Source organism: Mycobacteroides sp. H003, from assembly GCF_001440135.1.
In the GTDB taxonomy this organism is placed as follows: domain Bacteria; phylum Actinomycetota; class Actinomycetes; order Mycobacteriales; family Mycobacteriaceae; genus Mycobacterium; species Mycobacterium gwanakae.
In genome coordinates this window covers 16,123-31,657 of the sequence record NZ_LJYL01000026.1, presented here as the reverse complement: position 1 = coordinate 31,657, position 15,535 = coordinate 16,123, and the positions used below count along the sequence as shown (strand labels likewise).

General features: G+C 63.1%; 19 protein-coding genes. 13 read left to right on the top strand and 6 right to left on the bottom strand.

From position 1 onward, the window contains the following. Window positions 1-8: 8 nt before the first annotated feature. From AOT87_RS17825 to AOT87_RS17800, 6 genes are all read right to left on the bottom strand, one after another. The gene (locus tag AOT87_RS17825) at window positions 9-2,096 is read right to left on the bottom strand and encodes a hypothetical protein (RefSeq protein WP_057969454.1); all 2,088 of its coding nucleotides are present in this window, start codon (window positions 2,094-2,096) and stop codon (window positions 9-11) included. Then, the gene (locus tag AOT87_RS17820) at window positions 2,096-4,648 is read right to left on the bottom strand and encodes an ATP-binding protein (RefSeq protein ID WP_057970302.1); all 2,553 of its coding nucleotides are present in this window, start codon (window positions 4,646-4,648) and stop codon (window positions 2,096-2,098) included. The genes AOT87_RS17825 and AOT87_RS17820 overlap by 1 nt, the downstream gene beginning before the upstream one ends. Beyond that, window positions 4,648-5,055 (bottom strand): hypothetical protein, encoded by a 408-nt coding sequence (locus AOT87_RS17815; protein ID WP_057970180.1) that lies wholly within the window; start codon window positions 5,053-5,055, stop codon window positions 4,648-4,650. Before AOT87_RS17815 ends, AOT87_RS17820 begins: the two co-directional genes overlap by 1 nt. A gap of 122 nt (window positions 5,056-5,177) precedes the next feature. After that, window positions 5,178-5,429 carry a hypothetical protein gene (locus AOT87_RS17810; RefSeq protein WP_057970179.1) on the bottom strand — a complete coding sequence of 84 codons (252 nt, stop codon included), beginning with the start codon at window positions 5,427-5,429 and terminating at the stop codon, window positions 5,178-5,180. Window positions 5,430-5,444: 15 nt separating this feature from the next. Then, entirely contained in the window at window positions 5,445-6,413 is a 969-nt protein-coding gene (locus tag AOT87_RS17805; RefSeq protein WP_081344335.1) for a conjugal transfer protein, read from the bottom strand. A gap of 512 nt (window positions 6,414-6,925) precedes the next feature. Next, entirely contained in the window at window positions 6,926-8,083 is a 1,158-nt protein-coding gene (locus AOT87_RS17800; RefSeq protein WP_057970178.1) for a hypothetical protein, read from the bottom strand. Window positions 8,084-8,271: 188 nt separating this feature from the next. Between AOT87_RS17800 and AOT87_RS17795 the strand changes: the two genes are divergently transcribed. From AOT87_RS17795 to AOT87_RS17735, 13 genes are all read left to right on the top strand, one after another. Continuing rightward, a complete protein-coding gene (locus tag AOT87_RS17795; protein WP_057970177.1) occupies window positions 8,272-8,580 on the top strand; it encodes a type VII secretion target in 309 nt (102 codons plus the stop codon). Window positions 8,581-8,661: 81 nt separating this feature from the next. Further along, window positions 8,662-9,363 carry a helix-turn-helix domain-containing protein gene (locus tag AOT87_RS17790; protein WP_057970176.1) on the top strand — a complete coding sequence of 234 codons (702 nt, stop codon included), beginning with the start codon at window positions 8,662-8,664 and terminating at the stop codon, window positions 9,361-9,363. 256 nt (window positions 9,364-9,619) lie between these two features. Then, entirely contained in the window at window positions 9,620-10,114 is a 495-nt protein-coding gene (locus tag AOT87_RS27930; RefSeq protein ID WP_081344334.1) for a WhiB family transcriptional regulator, read from the top strand. Between the two features lie 203 nt (window positions 10,115-10,317). Further along, window positions 10,318-10,635 carry a hypothetical protein gene (locus AOT87_RS17780; protein ID WP_131727597.1) on the top strand — a complete coding sequence of 106 codons (318 nt, stop codon included), beginning with the start codon at window positions 10,318-10,320 and terminating at the stop codon, window positions 10,633-10,635. 1 nt (window position 10,636) lies between these two features. Continuing rightward, window positions 10,637-11,176, top strand: a complete 540-nt coding sequence (locus AOT87_RS17775) for a hypothetical protein (protein ID WP_057970174.1) — start codon at window positions 10,637-10,639, stop codon at window positions 11,174-11,176. Beyond that, a complete protein-coding gene (locus AOT87_RS17770) occupies window positions 11,173-11,661 on the top strand; it encodes a WhiB family transcriptional regulator (protein ID WP_081344333.1) in 489 nt (162 codons plus the stop codon). The genes AOT87_RS17775 and AOT87_RS17770 overlap by 4 nt, the downstream gene beginning before the upstream one ends. Then, window positions 11,658-12,599 (top strand): hypothetical protein, encoded by a 942-nt coding sequence (locus AOT87_RS17765; protein WP_057970172.1) that lies wholly within the window; start codon window positions 11,658-11,660, stop codon window positions 12,597-12,599. The genes AOT87_RS17770 and AOT87_RS17765 overlap by 4 nt, the downstream gene beginning before the upstream one ends. After that, the gene (locus AOT87_RS17760; protein WP_081344332.1) at window positions 12,596-12,943 is read left to right on the top strand and encodes a WhiB family transcriptional regulator; all 348 of its coding nucleotides are present in this window, start codon (window positions 12,596-12,598) and stop codon (window positions 12,941-12,943) included. The genes AOT87_RS17765 and AOT87_RS17760 overlap by 4 nt, the downstream gene beginning before the upstream one ends. Next, window positions 12,940-13,374 carry a hypothetical protein gene (locus tag AOT87_RS17755; protein ID WP_057970171.1) on the top strand — a complete coding sequence of 145 codons (435 nt, stop codon included), beginning with the start codon at window positions 12,940-12,942 and terminating at the stop codon, window positions 13,372-13,374. Before AOT87_RS17760 ends, AOT87_RS17755 begins: the two co-directional genes overlap by 4 nt. 29 nt (window positions 13,375-13,403) lie before the next feature. Then, a complete protein-coding gene (locus AOT87_RS17750) occupies window positions 13,404-13,694 on the top strand; it encodes a glutaredoxin family protein (protein ID WP_157859022.1) in 291 nt (96 codons plus the stop codon). After that, a complete protein-coding gene (locus tag AOT87_RS17745; protein WP_057970169.1) occupies window positions 13,691-14,314 on the top strand; it encodes a DUF2384 domain-containing protein in 624 nt (207 codons plus the stop codon). Before AOT87_RS17750 ends, AOT87_RS17745 begins: the two co-directional genes overlap by 4 nt. Then, complete coding sequence (locus AOT87_RS17740) at window positions 14,311-14,874, top strand: DUF2384 domain-containing protein (RefSeq protein WP_057970168.1); 564 nt, start codon at window positions 14,311-14,313, stop codon at window positions 14,872-14,874. The genes AOT87_RS17745 and AOT87_RS17740 overlap by 4 nt, the downstream gene beginning before the upstream one ends. Then, window positions 14,871-15,518 (top strand): DUF5131 family protein, encoded by a 648-nt coding sequence (locus tag AOT87_RS17735; RefSeq protein ID WP_057970167.1) that lies wholly within the window; start codon window positions 14,871-14,873, stop codon window positions 15,516-15,518. Before AOT87_RS17740 ends, AOT87_RS17735 begins: the two co-directional genes overlap by 4 nt. The last annotated feature ends 17 nt before the right edge of the window (window positions 15,519-15,535 follow it).

Here is a 15,535-nt window from a genome sequence, read left to right as displayed (position 1 = left end):
TTCGGGGGCTATTGGCGGCCGCGGGCGAGCATGTCCGAACGGATATCTGCCGATGGGGTAGCCGTCATGTCGGAGCCGTCCTGTGGTTGGGCCAGGGCGGCGATGGCGGGATGAATCGCTGCTATCGCGCCTCGTGTGGCGCCGCGGTGGTGGGGGCAGGAGCTGGCGGCATTGACACAATTTTGGCCGCGGGCGGTCGGTTGGCCGCACAGATGCGGGTACTGCTGCCGAAACTCTGGCACTGGCATTGGACCGCTTCCCGGGGCCCGGGTGCGCGCGAATGCGTATGCGTCTGATCGTTCCACGGAGGTCGTGTCCAGCATGCCCAGGTCCGCAGTGGCCGGCTGGTTGGGGGTGGTGAGAGCAGAGACGGCCGCTGCCGCCGCTCCGTCGCGGCGCAGCGACGAGTTGGTCGATGCCGTGGTGACCGGGTTCAGCTGGTGATCGGATGCAGCAGGCCGCGGTGGCTGTTCGGGTGCGGGGTCGGCAGTTTCGGAGGTGAGCTCACGGCCCGAGGGGGTGACGTCGGCGGCGGTGGGGGCGACGTCATAAGCCAGTGCCGGGGTGCCGAACCGCGAGGTCGGCTGCTGGTCTGTGCTGGACGTGTTCGTGTGTCGGCTGGCTCGCAGATTTCTGATACTGAGGCGCGATTGCAGATGTTCGGCGGCGCCGAGGAAGGGAGCGGCCTCGGGGGCGAACGTGGCTACTGCGGCCTTGGTTGCGGTGCTGCCCGCGCGGTGGGTTGCGTCCTTGATACGGCGGGTCGCGTTGGGGATGGCTGTGAGCGGGTCGAGATAGTCGAGGGTGTTGGTGGTGGCGCTCAGGTGGCTGTGTTCGTTGCCGGTGAATCGCTGGGCGGCTTGAACCATGCGCTCGCGGGCGGTGACCAGGCCCTTACGGACGCGGCGAAGTGCCAGGAAAACCGCTGCAAGGACTAATGCGACCATGGGCATGGCCACGACCAGGTCGCCGCCTGAGGACGAGAACATGGCGCCGGCGAGATTGCCTGTGATGCCCAAGATGGTGACCATCATCGTCATGCCGGCGAAGGAGAACAGGGCGTCCAGGCTGGCTTTGAGGGCGAGATTCTGCGGTGCGCCAGGAATCCAGCCTGTGACCAGTGCCACGACGGCGACGATGGCCCAGAACACTGATGACAGGCCCAGGATCACCACTTGGATGCAGAGATATCCGAAAACGAATAGGACGACCAGGGCGAAGATGATGGAGAACCAGGCGACGATCTTGCGGTCGGTGGGATCGCTCATGGCGTAGTCGTGCAGTGCTTTGCCGTTGGGGCAGTTGTGCCAGACGGCGTCTTTGACTTTGTCGATGGGTTCGGTGGTGATGCTGTTGGTGAATGCCTGGCCGCAGTTGTAGGGGGCGGAGTCGAGGTCTTGTCCGTAGTTCCAGATGAGGGTGGGGGTGCGGACGAAGTGATCGGCCAGGGATTGGGTCATTTGATCGACGGCGTTTTGGCCTTGCATGGATTTGCCGGATAGCTCGCCGGTCAGTTCGACGCCGATATTGCGGCCGACGGTTAGTGCGCCGTTGGGTCCGAGGAGCTCGCTGATGGGCTTGTGGGCGACGGCCACTGACATGGTGGCCATGAGCACGGCGACCGTGATTTGCGCGGCGGCGCGGCTGACTTTTCCGAGCGCGAAGTTGACGGCGATGATGCTGGCGGCGATGAGTCCTACGGCGGTCAAGACGGCGGGGGCATGGACCATCGCGGTCAGTTGGCGGCCTACAAAATCCAGTGGGCCTGAGATGATTTGGAGCCATTTGAAGCTCAGAACGTTGTTGACTAGCCAGATGGGTGTGGTGATGATGCCGAGAAACACGCTGTAGAACCAGTGCATGCTCAGTGCCGGCGGGGCCGCGGTGGGATCGGTCAGGGACCCGTTGTTCAGGGAGAGGCCATAGATGCCCAGAGGGACCTGTGAGCTGTCGGTGATTCCGATCCACAAGCTTGCGGCGGTGACTCCGGTGGCGGCCCAGGCCGGGGCGGCGTTGATGATGCTGGTGATGGTGGGCGTGAGCAGGATCGCTAGGCGGCGCGCGGTGCGGACGGCCATGCGGGTGGCTTTGGGCATCAGGCTGCTCCTGGGGTGGTGAGTGCAGCTGCGGCGCGGTCGGCGCGGGCGGGCAGTTGGATTTTGATTTCGGCGAGGCGGTTGCGTAGGTCTTTCATCAGGCATTCGCCGCGGCGGTGCGGTGGGGTTTCCCCTTCGGGGCCGGTACCGGGGCTGGTTTCGGTCATCAGCTGCTTGATCAAGTTGTCGTTAGTGGCGGCGTCTTTGCTGGCCATGCGCAGCTCATCGGCGGCGAGAGTTTCGTCGACTTGTCTGAACAGGAATAATGTGGGGATTAGCTTTGCGATGCGGCCGAAATGGGCCGGGTCTTGGCTTGCCAATCCGACGGCGCAGTGATGTTTTCTTCCGTCAATGCCGAAGTCCTCGATGATCGAATTGCCGATGTTGGAGCGGGTGAGGTGACGTGCCTCATCGAGGAGGAACAGGCCGAATCGTGGTGCGGGATCGTCGATATCGGAGAACAACACCTGCCGGGCGATGGTGGCGAACAGGGTGTAGATGACGTCGCCGAACAACTTGGTCGGGTCGTCGGCGATGTCGGAAGCTTCGTCGGGCAGTGCCAGCTTGTTGGTGCGCAGAATCACCAGCGGCGCGTCCAGGGGCAGCGGTTTGAGGTCGCTGGCGAACAGGACGCGTGCGTAGGTTCGTTGTGACCAGAATCGGAGCTGGGAGGCGACTTTCAGGATGGTTTCGGGTGTGGCGGCCGAGAGGGCGCCGGCGGCAAGTTGGGGGTTGCGGGCGAGTTCGGCGGTGTGGGTGACCAGTTCTGGCAGACCGTGAATCTTGTTGCGTGCCCGGTAGTTCGGCTCAATCAGGTCTGACAGGAAGGTGGATTCGGGGCTGCCGGATTTGATTTGGAACAGGCGCATCAGCACAGGCAGGATGCGTTCGGCGACGTCGGCGCCCGGGATCACGCGCAGCAGGTCCAGGGTGTATTCGGGGTTGGTGGGGTCGATGACGATGGCGCCCTGGATGGAGTCGCCGTAGGTGCCGTATTCGCCCATCGGGGAGCGGTCGATGGCGAAGATTTGGCCGCCGTGGTCGCTGATGTAGCCGGTGTAGATCTTCAGCAGAACCGACTTGCCCGATCCGAGATCGCCGATGAGCAGGAAGCTGGCGGATTTGTCCTTCTCTGTCACGCCGAGAAGGTCGTGGTACACCGGTGTTTCCAACCCGGAAAGGCGGCATTCGCCGATGTAGAGGCCGGCGGCGTCACCGATTTGGGCGGAGGTGATGGGGACGAATTTGGAGAACAGGTCGGTGGGCAGAAAGTGGGTGTAGTCAGCGACGACGCGTTGCGGAGGGTATCCGGGCTGGCAGGCTGCCCACGCTTCTTCCTGGGCGCCGGCCGGGTCGATGAGTTTGATGGGGATGTCTTTGAAGGTGCGTTGTACGTCCTGGACGCGGTCGCGCAGTTCCTCGTAGGTGGGTGCGGACACCGCGATGATGGGGCAGAAATGGATCTCGGTTTCGGCGGGGTTGGCTTCCAGGTGGTTGTTGTACCGGCTGAGCATCTGACCGCGTTTGACCAGGAAGTTCTGGGCGAAACTGAGTTCACTATCGCGTTCGTCGAGTTGTTCGGACAGTGATTTGAGGGCGGTGGTGTTCGCGGCGAGCGCGTCGATGCGGGGGCGTGTCCAGGTGTGCAGCGTGTAGTCCACACCGGAGCCTTCGAAATGGTTGAGCAGCGCGAACACTTGATCGGCGACCCCGGGCCAGGGCAGTGGTGCGGGGAAATCGTCGACGAGAAGGAACGTTTGGAAGCAGGGCGGTATGTCGGTGTCGGTGAATTGGGTTTTGACGGCGCGTGAGTATCGGGGGTCGATTTGTCCGTCGAGCCGGAAGCTCTGGTGTCGGCGCATGAGGTGGGCGCTGCCGTGGTGGGGGAATGGGCGGGGAGCGGACGGTCCGGGGCTGGGCGTGCCGAGCGTTTCGGTGGATTTGCGGTAGGCGCGGTAGTCCACGCCGCGGGTGTGACCGCGTTCCCATAGCCACCGCATCTGGATGTCGTTGACCGGGTTGGGTGCGAAGGCTCCGGGGATTTTCCGTTGTGTCTGGTCGGCCAATGTGGTGAAGACGCGGATGTCGTCGTTGGTGGGCTGATATCCGTCGGGCAGTGTGCCGGCGCGGGAGGGGCCGCACAGGGGAACTGAGAGCCAGTGCAGGCGTTCGGAGGCGGGGACGGGTTGTCGTTCGAGGTACTCCAGTCGCGCTGAGGCTTCCAGGACGGCGTCGGGGAACACAGTCATGAAGCTGCGGTCGCCGGGGGTGCCGGCGGGGCCGGTGATGCGATCTGCGGCGCGGCGCGCTGAGGAGGTGATGTTTTTGGCGATGACGCTGGTGGCGATGGGGGCCACCATGCTGGTCAAGATGGTGGTGCCGAGGTCGGTGAACAGGTGGCGGTGTTGATTGTCGATCAGGGTTTTGGCGCTGCGTTCTTCGTGCCCGTTGGGTTGTGCTTTGAGGATCCATTCGCCGTAGACGACGCCGCTGCGCGTGAAGCGCAGGTTGTCGATGGCGGCCAGGGTGGGTTGTTGGAGGTCGAGGTCCATCAGCTCAGGAACTCCAAATCCAGGGCGTGGTCGGTGGTCCCGGTGGCAGTCGGTCGTGGGTGCCGTTGTGGGGGTCGGCCGCCGGTGCTCAGGGGTGCTCGGCGCAGACGCGGGCGGATGAACCAGAGCAGTCGTGAGGTGGGCCGGGCCATGGCGAAGCCGATTCGGCGGGCCATGATGACGGTGGGGATGGTGATGGCGGCGCCGAAGAAGAGGGTTCCCAGGATGGGGGGATGGGCGATTTCGTAGACCAGCAAGATCACGGCGGCGGCGGCGACGAGGACTGCGCATTGGATGCGGGTGAACGGGCCGAAGGGAATGGGTTGCCCGTTGGGGAACTTGCCGATCAGCTTGGGGAACTTGCGGGCCAGGGTGTAAACGATGACGGGGATGGGTTCAGAGCTCACCGATGCTCACCGCCGCCGGTCAAGCTTGTTGTGGTGGCGGTGATGAGTGGCCCGGGGCCGGCGCTGTGGGTGGGTTTCACGGGTGTGTTTCCGTCCGTCCAGTCAAGGGGTTGTGGGGCGGTTTAGTACCGGCTGGAGATGCCGGTGACGCCTCCGGAATCGCTGGCCGCGCCGCGCAGTAGGTCGGGCAGGATCATCACGATGATGACGGCGCCGACTGCGCCGGCGACGACGACGACGACTTTGGTGATGGAGCCGAGGTGCTTTGCGTAGAGGAGGGCGATTAGGCCCAGTGCGACCAGGGTGATGATCAGGATGATGGTGGTTTTGGATTGGCTGATGGTGTTCAAAAGCACCTGATTGATGTAGTTCATTTCCTGCGTTTCCTTTTAATTCGGATGGGATGGTTGAGTTGTTGTGGTGGATGGTTGAGCTGTCTGTGTGGGTTTGGTGATTCGACCCGCCAATTGTGGCGTTAGGTCGATATCCGAGATGAACCATTTATCGCTTTGGCGGATGACGGTCAGTGGATAAGTGATTGTTTGGTTTGTTTTGTCATCGGCCGCGCCTTCTGCGGTTACGAGTATTTTTGTGCTGTATCCGTTTTGTGCGTTGGCGGGAATTTCTTTTTGTGCATTGATTGCGTCGATGGTTATTCCGGTGAATGGGGCGCGGTCGAATGGCTGAATTTGGTCGGCGATGCTGTAGCGGTTGATGTCTCCGCTAGCCGGGTGTAAAGCGGTTCCGACGAGCCAGGTGTTGAGGAAATCGGCGGTGGTGTTGTAGAGGTCGGTGTTGTTGGACACTTCTGCGGGGTAGTCCAGTTCGATGTCGTATCCGAGATCTGGGCCGTTGACGAATGCGGGGGCGGCGGTGACGCGCAGGGTGCCCTCGACGACGGCCACGGGTACTTGGTAGAAGCGGAGTTCGGGTGCGGCGGATATGGGTTTGACGAAGGCTCCGATTACCACCGACCAGTAGTTGACGTTGGCGTAGCCGCTGGGTTGGGGCTTGGCTGACCAGGGTGCGGTTTTGATGACGGTTACCGGGATGGCGGACGCGGTGATGGGTGCGCCGGTGAACGCGGTCAGTGTGCCGGCGGACTTGCCGGCTAGGAACACGTTGAGGAAGGCGTCGGCGAAGCCTTTGACGGCGGTGGCGCGGTTGACGGTGTCGTTGAGTTGATCGGTGGTGACGGTGTCGTGGGGCGTGCAGCTGGAGGCGACGGTGTTCAGGCCTCCGAGGACCCCTAGGCCCAGGCCGGCCAGAACAGCGGCTCGGGATAGGGTGCGCCGGTCCGGTTTGTGGTCTGCCCACCAGCTGCGGGCGCGGGCGGTGGGGCTGGGGCGGAAGTTCACAGTTCACACGATGCAACCGGGGGGTGGTGTTTTCCAGAGGACCGGTGTTGATGTGCGCATATGCGCCGTTTGTGCTCGCCGGGAGGGGTTTTGGCCATTGGGGGTTGCGGTGGCGAGGATGTCGCTGGGGTGCGGCTGCGGTTGGACTTGTTGGGGTGGAAGTTTGATGGCGCCGGCGCTGGTGTTGTTGCTGAGGTTGACACCCCCTGCTAGGCTCGGCGCAACGGCTCGCGAAGCGGGAGGCGCGCCGAGTTTTTAGCTAGGAAGATTAGCTGCTCACTTGCTAGCTTTCTGGGAAGTTAGAGGTGTGGCATGTGGGGTTGTCAGGGGCCTATCTTGGTGGCGGTGCTGGCAACCTAGCGCTGCTTGGTAGCTAGTTGACCAGCGCGGATAGGTTGTTACCGTGCGAGCTTTCTGACAGAGATAGCCTGCTACCACGCTGCGGTGGTAGCAGGCTATCTGCGTCGTGTCAAAGGCCGGTAGGACCCGTGCCGGGATGCGTCCCTGGGCGGTTATCCGGCCGCGGGGTGACCGATGAGCTCTAGGCGACTTACCGCGAACGCGGTGTAGTCGGCGGTGGTCGTGGAGACTGTGTCTGGCGCGCCCAAGGAGCTGGGGTTAGACGGCGCTTCGGTCTTGCGGATGGTGATGGTGACCGAGCTGGCCACCACCGGCTGCCACGGGCCTTTCTGTGTGCAGGTGGCGGGGCTGATGGTAAGTATCGCGGTTTTGCGTTGACTGTCGGTGTCCTGATCGCACCGGGTCTGCGCGGCGTCGTTGAACGCCCAGGTGAGTCTCCTGACAGTGCGGTAGCGGTTCCACAGGTCTTCCCCGCCATCGGTGCTGTTGGCGCCGGGCATGATGCTGGCCGCCGAGATCACGTATGTCTTGTCGAAGAGAACTTGCAGCAGCTGGCCGTCGATCTGCCAGGCCCGGATGCAGATCCACGGCTGGGTGCTTTCGGGTCGAAAGGCGTTCATCGGGTCCGAGCTCGGTGCGGGGCAGCGCGCGGTGGCGGTCGATGCCGTGATCGGGGTATCGACCGCAGCAGGTGCCGTCTTGGCCGCGCGCGGCGTGTTGGTGGTGGCCAGCTGGGCGGTCGGTGCGGCCGTCGTGGAATTGCTTCCGGCCACCCAAATAGCCAATGAGATAGCCGCGATAGTGGACGCAGCGGCTATCGCCAGAGTCCGTGGACTTTTCCATTCTTGTTTTCTGATCCATTGACCCGCAGCGCCGAATCCGGATTGCAACGCACTGGGCTTCGAGGCTATATCGTCGAAAGTCAGAGTGGCGGTGGCGGCGTCTTTGGGTTCGTCGGGCTGCGGTTGGTCGTGGGCGCCCGCATGTGCGGTGGCGGTATCGGGGTCTATTTCAGGTGCGGTGCGGTCGTCATCGTTGTCCGCGTGTTCATCGTGCGGCGGCAGCGGTAATTCCACAGAATCGCGGTGCGTCGGGGATGCATGTTGGCCGTCGGAATTGGTTTCCTGAAGTAGAGATTGCAATTTTTCTGCGGCCTTGGCGTGGTCGGTGTCTGCGAACTCGACTTCGGGCGAGATCTCCGCGAGGTGATCGTGTTCGGGATCGTTCATCGACTCAGGTGCCGGCGGGCGGTAGTGAGGCCACTGGCGCAGTTCGGGATCTGCGAGAATCCGGGTTATCAAGTCGGTCATGACTCAATGCTGGCAGCAGCAGCTAGTGTTCTCCAGAGCCCCGTTGGCCGCATCGACCTGCTGTGGTAGTTCGGGCGGGACGTGGCTGGGTAGTCTGGTAAGCGCGGACGGTAAGCGGCGGTGTTGCCCGGCAGGTCGTGAGGCAAGTGGTCTTGCTCGTGTTTGTGTAGTCGGTTTAGCCTTGGGGTATGGCACTACGGGTTAATGAAGAAGAGCTGCTCCAGTTCGCCGCGGCCAACGATCGTGTAGCGGCCGAGGTTCACGAGGCGTGCCAGCCCGACCCCGGGTTGCTGGCACAGATGCGCGACGGCTACGGCCCTGTCGGTGCAGATTTCACAGCGGCGGTGGCTGAGTTCCAGGAAGCGTTTCATCGATCGGGATCGGCGCTGTCCAACCGCTTCTCGTCGCACGCCGATGATCTTCGCGCCGCGCACGGCCGATATGTGGGAGCCGATCAGGGTGGGGCTGAGGACGTCTCCGGCAGCACTTCGATCTGAGGGCGCGAATCATGGACGTCGGTAAGGTCGCTGGACCTTGGGCGCCCGGGCCGCGGCGAGTGTCTGTCCGACGGTCGGTAAATGGCAGATAACACTTCAGATTTCTTTTCCTCGACAGCTTTTCGCCGCGCGTGCGAAGACGCTATCCAGACCAAGGGCATTACCAAGAAGAGCATTGCCTCCGCGTTGGAAGTGACACCGACAACGTTGTCTAGCCTGCTCGGCGGTCGTTCGACGCCGTCGATGAATCTGCTGAGCAAGATGGTGGAGTTCTTCGGCGGCGAGTTGGTCGACTTCTTGGAGATGCCGCCGCGAAACCAGTGGACACTCAAGCACTATCGCGTCGCGGCCGGGTTGACACAGGCCGCGATGGCCCGTGAGCTTGATGTCGCCGCATCAGCAGTTTCGAGTTGGGAGTTGGGCAAGTACGCCCCGAAACCGCGCGCACTGGCGCAGATGTCGCAGATGTTCGCAGTGCCGGTCAAGACGTTGCGGGACAGCTTGGATACGCCGGTGCCCGCTGCGCCGACCGATGCCACCTTGACACTGGCTGAAACACTCGCCGAAACCGTCTTGGGCTTCGCTGCGCGGGCCGCTGACGTGCAGACACCGCTTCCCGATGCCTCGCGTGCCCAGATGGATTCCGAAATCCGGGGCCGCGCTGAGCAGGCACTCGCCTTGTTGGCTACTTTGATTCCGCAGCTGCCCGAAGAGAGTCGGGCTAGAGCTGTCGGCCTGGTCAGGCGCCTTTCCGAGGTGCACGAGAAAACTATTTCTTCTTAGAGCTTGTCAACAGCTTTATCGCTTTGATACGTTGAGGTCGTCAGGCCACCCCCAGGCTTAGCGCCCACAGGGGGTAAGCGCATCGAAGGGAGCACCCCCTGAGGAACTATCACTAACGAGCACAAAGCATTTAGCTTGTGCGTCTCACGATCTGCGAATCCGCGAACAAAGTCCAGTGGTCACCATGTGGGTGATTGCTGCGCTCATTAGCCGCTTTACCACTTCCGTCTTGTATCAAATTTGAGGAGCAAATCTAATGTCTACTTCGAGAGCCTCCCTGACTTTGATCTTCGGTCTCGGCGGGCGTGGTCGGCCCCACCAGACCCGAGTACCGGTCGATGTCACCCTCCCCGAGAAGCCCACCCGGTGCCTATATGAACCCGAACGATGGCAGCCCGACGAGCAAAAACCCGACCCCGAGGCCGTCGCGGCCTGCTGGTCGTGCCACTTCCAACGGAACTGCGCACGTCAGGCGCTCGATTGGCGCGAAACGCATGGAATCTGGGGTGGATATCGACTCGCCCCCGGACCAGGGTTGCAGGACACACGCGCCCAGCTGGCGATCATCGCCGGATTGCACATGGGCCCGGCGAAATCGCCCGGACTGGAAACAGCCGACGTGCTCGCCGCACAAGCAGCACGTGACGGGGCGCTCACCGAAGAACCCGAACCGGAGTCAGTTGTGCGAGAGATCCCAGCAAGTGACTGGCGGACCGATCACGTTGTCGCCCGACAGGAGATCTCCGCTTAAGGGGCAGTTCGGCCTTGATTCGCTCGAAATCCCCACAACTACACAGTGTTTCCGAGATCCGCCCGTAGATAGCACGAAACCCCCGGAGGGGGATTCGCACGGGATTCAAATCGATCGGGCGTTCACAGAGCCCAGATCAAGCGAATGGAACGGAAGTTGGCGCTTCAGTCCCGGTTCTCTCCAACAACGAGAGGTATGTCGCGATGACAAGTACTGATACTACCGTGCACCCATTTCCCGGTGCAAGCGTCGCCGCCGATGACGCAGATGTGCCCGGCGCCGGCGGTCAATCACCCGTAACCACGGAGCCGATTGACCGCATCACTGACCCATCGTATGGCGCTCAGATGTGCCCGATCTGCCCGCGGCCGGTAGACGAACCCGTGTTCTTCTTCGAGGGCAACGTGGTCTGCGAGGAACACGTACGTGCATGCGGCTACTGCGCGGGTGGGCGCCGGCTTGTCGACGACGAAGCATGCGGACCCTGCCTCGCGGTGATCTACCCCCGGAAGGCGGCATGAGATGCGCATCCCCGCTGCGATGGTGTCCTTGTGCCGGGACAGCATGCTCCACAAGGCTCACACCCGGGCAGGGGAGCTGATCTTCGAGGAGTTGCGCACATCTCGACGCAACTTCCCCAAATTGTTGGATTCGCGTGCCGAAGCAGTCTCCGTGCTCGAAGAGGAGATCGACGAACTGCGAGACGCGGTGCGCGCCAACATTATCGAACATGCACGGGCCGAGGCTGTCCAGGTCGGGGCGATGGCTCTGCGGTTGATCATCGACGGAGAAGGCCGCCAACCCAGCGAGGCGCGTGATCGGCTCGCGGTGCAGTCAGCCGTGGCCCGGGCCGCCAACTCCGATCCGCTCAACCCGTTGGTCTCGGCGCATGAGGGAAAAGGGTATCTGCGGGGTCGTCACGAGCAACTGCTCGCTGGGCTGGTCGCCGACAACGACGGCCAGGTCATCAAGGCCGCAAACGCTCTGGCGGTCCTGGCGCTGAGGTTCGTTGCCGAGGTGCCCGCCGAAGCCGCCCGCCATCAAGTCGGAGGCCTGCGGTGAGTAATCCAACCGTGCACCCACCGCGGCGCACAGGCAGCTGGCAGAGCCGCGCCGCATGCGGCAGCGAACCAGCCGAACTGTGGACATCTGGCACCGGCCGGCACATGGCCGAGGTCGATGCACACCTGCGTCAAATCTGCTTGGGCTGCCCGGTTTTGACGCAGTGCGCGCGCTACACCGTAGAGAACCGACTCGAAGCGGAGTACCGCGCCGGAATCAGGGTTCCCGCCAAAAATGCTTCCAAACGTTGGCTGACAGTCATGGCCACCTTGGCTGACCTCGCCGGGGTGCCGGCGCCGGCATCGTTGACCGACAAGTCCACAGTGCCCACAGTGCCCGACACCGACTTGGACTCCGAGATCCTTGCGGCCCGCAGGAGCGCGCAGTTTGGGGATGACGCGCCGGGAGAGGATTTTGACGCTCTCGAAGACGTGGACGCCCCCGAGGATTGGGATCTGGATCTGCACTGGGGTAGGGCGTCATGACGGTCGATGTGCGCGCGCCGCGACGACGTGGAGCATCCAACCGGGGATACGCGCAGGCGCGTTCGACGATGGTGACCGAGCTGTTGACGCTCAAAACTGGTACCGCCGTTGACCGGTCACAACTCAGTGCAGTGCTGGCGTTCTCGAGGACCGTGAGCGATACCCGAGGCGGGGTCCTGTTTGGGCTCTCCGATACTGCCACCGCGCACTGGATTATCCAGACGATTGGCTCACCGCAGCGCGTGCAGCTTATCGGCGGGTACCGATCTACGCGCATCGGTATACGCATTGAGGGCCGGGATCTGCTGGCGAGGTTGGGATATCACGCCACGGACGGCCGGTGGTCGTTCGGCGGTGGGGGACGCGACATCGCCCTGGGGGCGGTGCGGGGTGCGTTGGTGGCAAAGGGTCGGCTCGCCCGAAACGGAGTATGCATCCACTGCCGCGACACGGTCGACGCAGTCAAGACTATGGCGCTGCTAGATCGGATCGGAATCGCCACAGACCGAAGCGGTTCCGATGCGCGAGAGGTTGTTATCCCTTCGCGTCAGGCGCCTGGTGCGCTGAAGACACTCGGGTTGGCCGCCACCGCACGCAAGTATCAGGCTCTTATCGATGCCGAGCCGATAGTTCGAGTGGAGCAGGTGATACCACAACAGGCCGGGTTCGCCGCCGCCAACCGTTCGAAGTCTGCGGCCGCGGCAACAGCCGAGTCCCGCCGGATTGCTGCGTTGGGCGATCTTGATTCCTACGCGGTGCTTGATCACCTGCGAGAAGCTGCGCAAATCCGCAGGGAACGGCCGGATTTGACGTACAGCCAAGCGGCAGCCGAATTCGGGATCACCAAGAACGCCTACGTGGCGCGGCTGCGCCGGTTCTGGAAGGCAGTTGAGGCCGCGGAGACTTCAAGCGAAGTGGATTCGGGAGAGTTGTCATGAGCAACTACACGGTCATCGGGATCGATCAGATGCTGGCGAAAGTTCATCGGGTGCAGGCTGATCTGGGCACCGGCGGGCACTGGCAGGTGGTTCCCACCGCCTTCGGTGAGCCCGATGCGCAGGAGGACCTGGCGTGGCAGGAAGCGGCGCTGTGCGCGCAGACAGACCCGGATGCCTTCTTCCCTGAGAAGGGTGGATCGACCCGCGAGGCCAAGGAGATGTGCGAGCGGTGCGAGGTCAAAGATCCGTGCCTGGAGTACGCGCTCGATAACGATGAGCGGTTCGGGATCTGGGGTGGGCTTTCCGAACGCGAACGCCGACGCCTCAAGCGAGGGATCGCATGAACGCCGCGCCATTGGATCGCGCCGAACTGAACCGGTTGCTGCTAGACGCCGTGCAGGAGGCCGGCCAGATCACCACCCGTGAACTGACCGGCAAACTGCCCGCTAAACACGCCGTGGTCAACGTGCCCTGCAGCAGCAGCTGCCGCAGGACCAATCGCTGGAGCGCCACAGAAACCGTGCTCGAACACCACAGCAGTTGGCATCGCATCCGAACCCCGCATACCAGCGCCGACATCTACCGACCCCTGCGTGCTCTGGAAGCGGAAGGACGGATCACACGGGAACGCGGCGCCGGAGAGCGGAACGTGCGCTGGTGCGCACTGCCCGAGCAACTGACGATCGGCGAGCTGCACCCGGAGACGTCGGCGGGGAATGCGCCGCAACGGGATGTATCAGTGCAGACCCGGGTCGCGACGAACGGACAGCTCTGATGCGCAACCCTTTTCACCGCGGTGCCAGTGTGCACTCCCTGCCGGCGCCAGACTGCTACCAGGGGCGGCAGATTCCGGTGGTGTATGTGCAGCCCGGCTACCCCGAGTGCCGGCAGACCCTCGATGCTTTCGCCGCGGCCGGGGCAGACATAGAGATCGTTGATCTGAGCGCCGATAAGGACGCTCGTCATGACTTGAAAACATGTGGTTATCAACATCTTCCGGTCGTTAACACCGGCCGGCGCATCTGGGCGGGCCATCAGCCGTCCCGCATTCAGGAGTTCGCCGAAAACATTCTGGAAGAACGGAGCGCGTCATGAGCTATGGAGCGATCTACGGAATCCTCGCTGATATCTACACCCCGGAGGCGATCGACGACTGGCTCGCCGCCCCTAACCCCGTGTTAGGCGACAAGCGGCCCAGAGACCTGTTGATACACGGCGATCGCGGCGACGAACGTGCCGTCGAGCAGGAAGCCCGTCGGATCGCGGGATGGGCTCCGCTGCAGCTGGCGGCCGAGCACACCCCGCAACTGTGGCCGAACGGGACCGCCACGTGGGAGGGCGGCGCTGCCGGCACCGGCCGCTATCTGCTCACCGTCGCCGCCGGCGGGCCGGTGACCGTCGATGTGATCGACAGCGAGCGGCTCAGCGTCGCGGTGGCTCGCCAGCTTGCCGAACATCTGGCCGTCGCAGTCAGCATCGCTGAGGGAAAACCCCTGGGGATTACGGAATATCGTGCCGGAGCTGCACATCCCGGCGGTGGTCACCCGTATGTGTTGCCCCCCACAGTCCATGACAGTTCGGTGCGGCGGTTCCTGCGCGACTGCGCGCACTTGGGCGCAGACCCCATCGTTGAGCAGAGGGTCTGGCACACGCTGGCGTTTGTCGACGAATGGACATCGGTGAGCGAACCGGCTATGGGTAGGGCAGCCTCATGAGTTTGTCCGATCTGAGGGTCATCCTGGCCGATGCCTACCCGGGGCGACCCGACGCTGTCGAGGCCTGGATCAAGACCGCGAACATTAACCTTGACGGCCACAGCCCCGAAGAGCTCGTGAAGGACGGTGGCATTGCTCAGGTCTTCACCGAGGCACGCAGGATCGCCGGATGGCCAGATCAACCCGTCTACAGCGCGGGGAGTGTGGCGCAGCCGCGGGCAGCGGACACGATGGCTGCAGTTGATCAGGTGTCGCCGTGGGAAGCGGTAAAGCAGCCATGGAGAGTCGCCGCCAGTGGAACCTATTGGGAAATAAGCGGAAACGACACGCGGCGCAACGCCCCCTTTCACCGGTGCATCGCCTACGTGCTGCCTCGCTACGCCACGTCCGGGGCGCTGCTGTTCCGGTTCGTCGGGCCTCACGATCGCGTGGTGAGCCCGGACATGATCACCGCAGCGCGAGAAATGTTCCTGGTCGACGCTCATAACCCGCTGCAAGCTCACAAGGGATGCGACCAGCACAGCATCCAGATCGCCCTGGAGAAGAGGGCCGCCTCGTGACACACACCGGAGCTGTCGCCCACGCTACCGATGCCCCGGGGGCCGGAGTCGATTGGATTCCAGCGGGTCCGGGTCTGCTACCCGAGCAGCTGCAGGTGCCCCTGCGGTGGCGCAAAAGCCGTCATGTCAGTGTCTGCCCCAACGGGGACCTGTTCGACGCTGATGTACCCGACGATTACATCGCGCATGTTTTCGCGACCATGCAGAGCTCAGCTGAACACACCTTCCAAATCTGTACGCGCAACACTTCCCGCATGCGGGATCTGTTGAATAGCAATAGATTCTGGGAGACGGTGACCGATTTCGGTATCTTGCTGCTGCGGGTGGGCCCGAGCCGCGCCCAGTTCATGCCCAACCAGGGCCTCCAAGATAAGGCACTGCCCAACGTCTGGCTCGGCGGGCCCGTCGTCGACCAGGACAGCGCCGACCGAACGCTCATCGAGCTGCTCGACACTCCCGCCGCTATCCGATACCTCGATGTGCAACCCCGCGGCCCAATCGCTCTCGGTACCGCTCTTGGCCGGTGGCGGCCGCGGTGCGATTCCTGCGACAGGAGACGGCTCGGACTAGGAACACCGTCCCTCAGCACCTCGAAAGTGGACCTCTCGAAAACACGCCCGAGTCAAATCACGAAAACCCGATAACAACAAAGTAACTAGGA

What these genes read in the sequence shown, in the direction of transcription:
- AOT87_RS17780 (WP_131727597.1), top strand. Translation starts at nt 10,318, where the DNA reads ATGACAAGTACTGATACTACCGTGCACCCATTTCCCGGTGCAAGCGTC.
- AOT87_RS17800 (WP_057970178.1), bottom strand. Translation starts at nt 8,083, where the DNA reads ATGACCGACTTGATAACCCGGATTCTCGCAGATCCCGAACTGCGCCAG.
- AOT87_RS17790 (WP_057970176.1), top strand. Translation starts at nt 8,662, where the DNA reads ATGGCAGATAACACTTCAGATTTCTTTTCCTCGACAGCTTTTCGCCGC.
- AOT87_RS17795 (WP_057970177.1), top strand. Translation starts at nt 8,272, where the DNA reads ATGGCACTACGGGTTAATGAAGAAGAGCTGCTCCAGTTCGCCGCGGCC.
- AOT87_RS17760 (WP_081344332.1), top strand. Translation starts at nt 12,596, where the DNA reads ATGAGCAACTACACGGTCATCGGGATCGATCAGATGCTGGCGAAAGTT.
- AOT87_RS17820 (WP_057970302.1), bottom strand. Translation starts at nt 4,648, where the DNA reads ATGGACCTCGACCTCCAACAACCCACCCTGGCCGCCATCGACAACCTG.
- AOT87_RS17810 (WP_057970179.1), bottom strand. Translation starts at nt 5,429, where the DNA reads ATGAACTACATCAATCAGGTGCTTTTGAACACCATCAGCCAATCCAAA.
- AOT87_RS17825 (WP_057969454.1), bottom strand. Translation starts at nt 2,096, where the DNA reads ATGCCCAAAGCCACCCGCATGGCCGTCCGCACCGCGCGCCGCCTAGCG.
- AOT87_RS17740 (WP_057970168.1), top strand. Translation starts at nt 14,311, where the DNA reads ATGAGTTTGTCCGATCTGAGGGTCATCCTGGCCGATGCCTACCCGGGG.
- AOT87_RS27930 (WP_081344334.1), top strand. Translation starts at nt 9,620, where the DNA reads ATGTCTACTTCGAGAGCCTCCCTGACTTTGATCTTCGGTCTCGGCGGG.
- AOT87_RS17765 (WP_057970172.1), top strand. Translation starts at nt 11,658, where the DNA reads ATGACGGTCGATGTGCGCGCGCCGCGACGACGTGGAGCATCCAACCGG.
- AOT87_RS17745 (WP_057970169.1), top strand. Translation starts at nt 13,691, where the DNA reads ATGAGCTATGGAGCGATCTACGGAATCCTCGCTGATATCTACACCCCG.
- AOT87_RS17775 (WP_057970174.1), top strand. Translation starts at nt 10,637, where the DNA reads ATGCGCATCCCCGCTGCGATGGTGTCCTTGTGCCGGGACAGCATGCTC.
- AOT87_RS17755 (WP_057970171.1), top strand. Translation starts at nt 12,940, where the DNA reads ATGAACGCCGCGCCATTGGATCGCGCCGAACTGAACCGGTTGCTGCTA.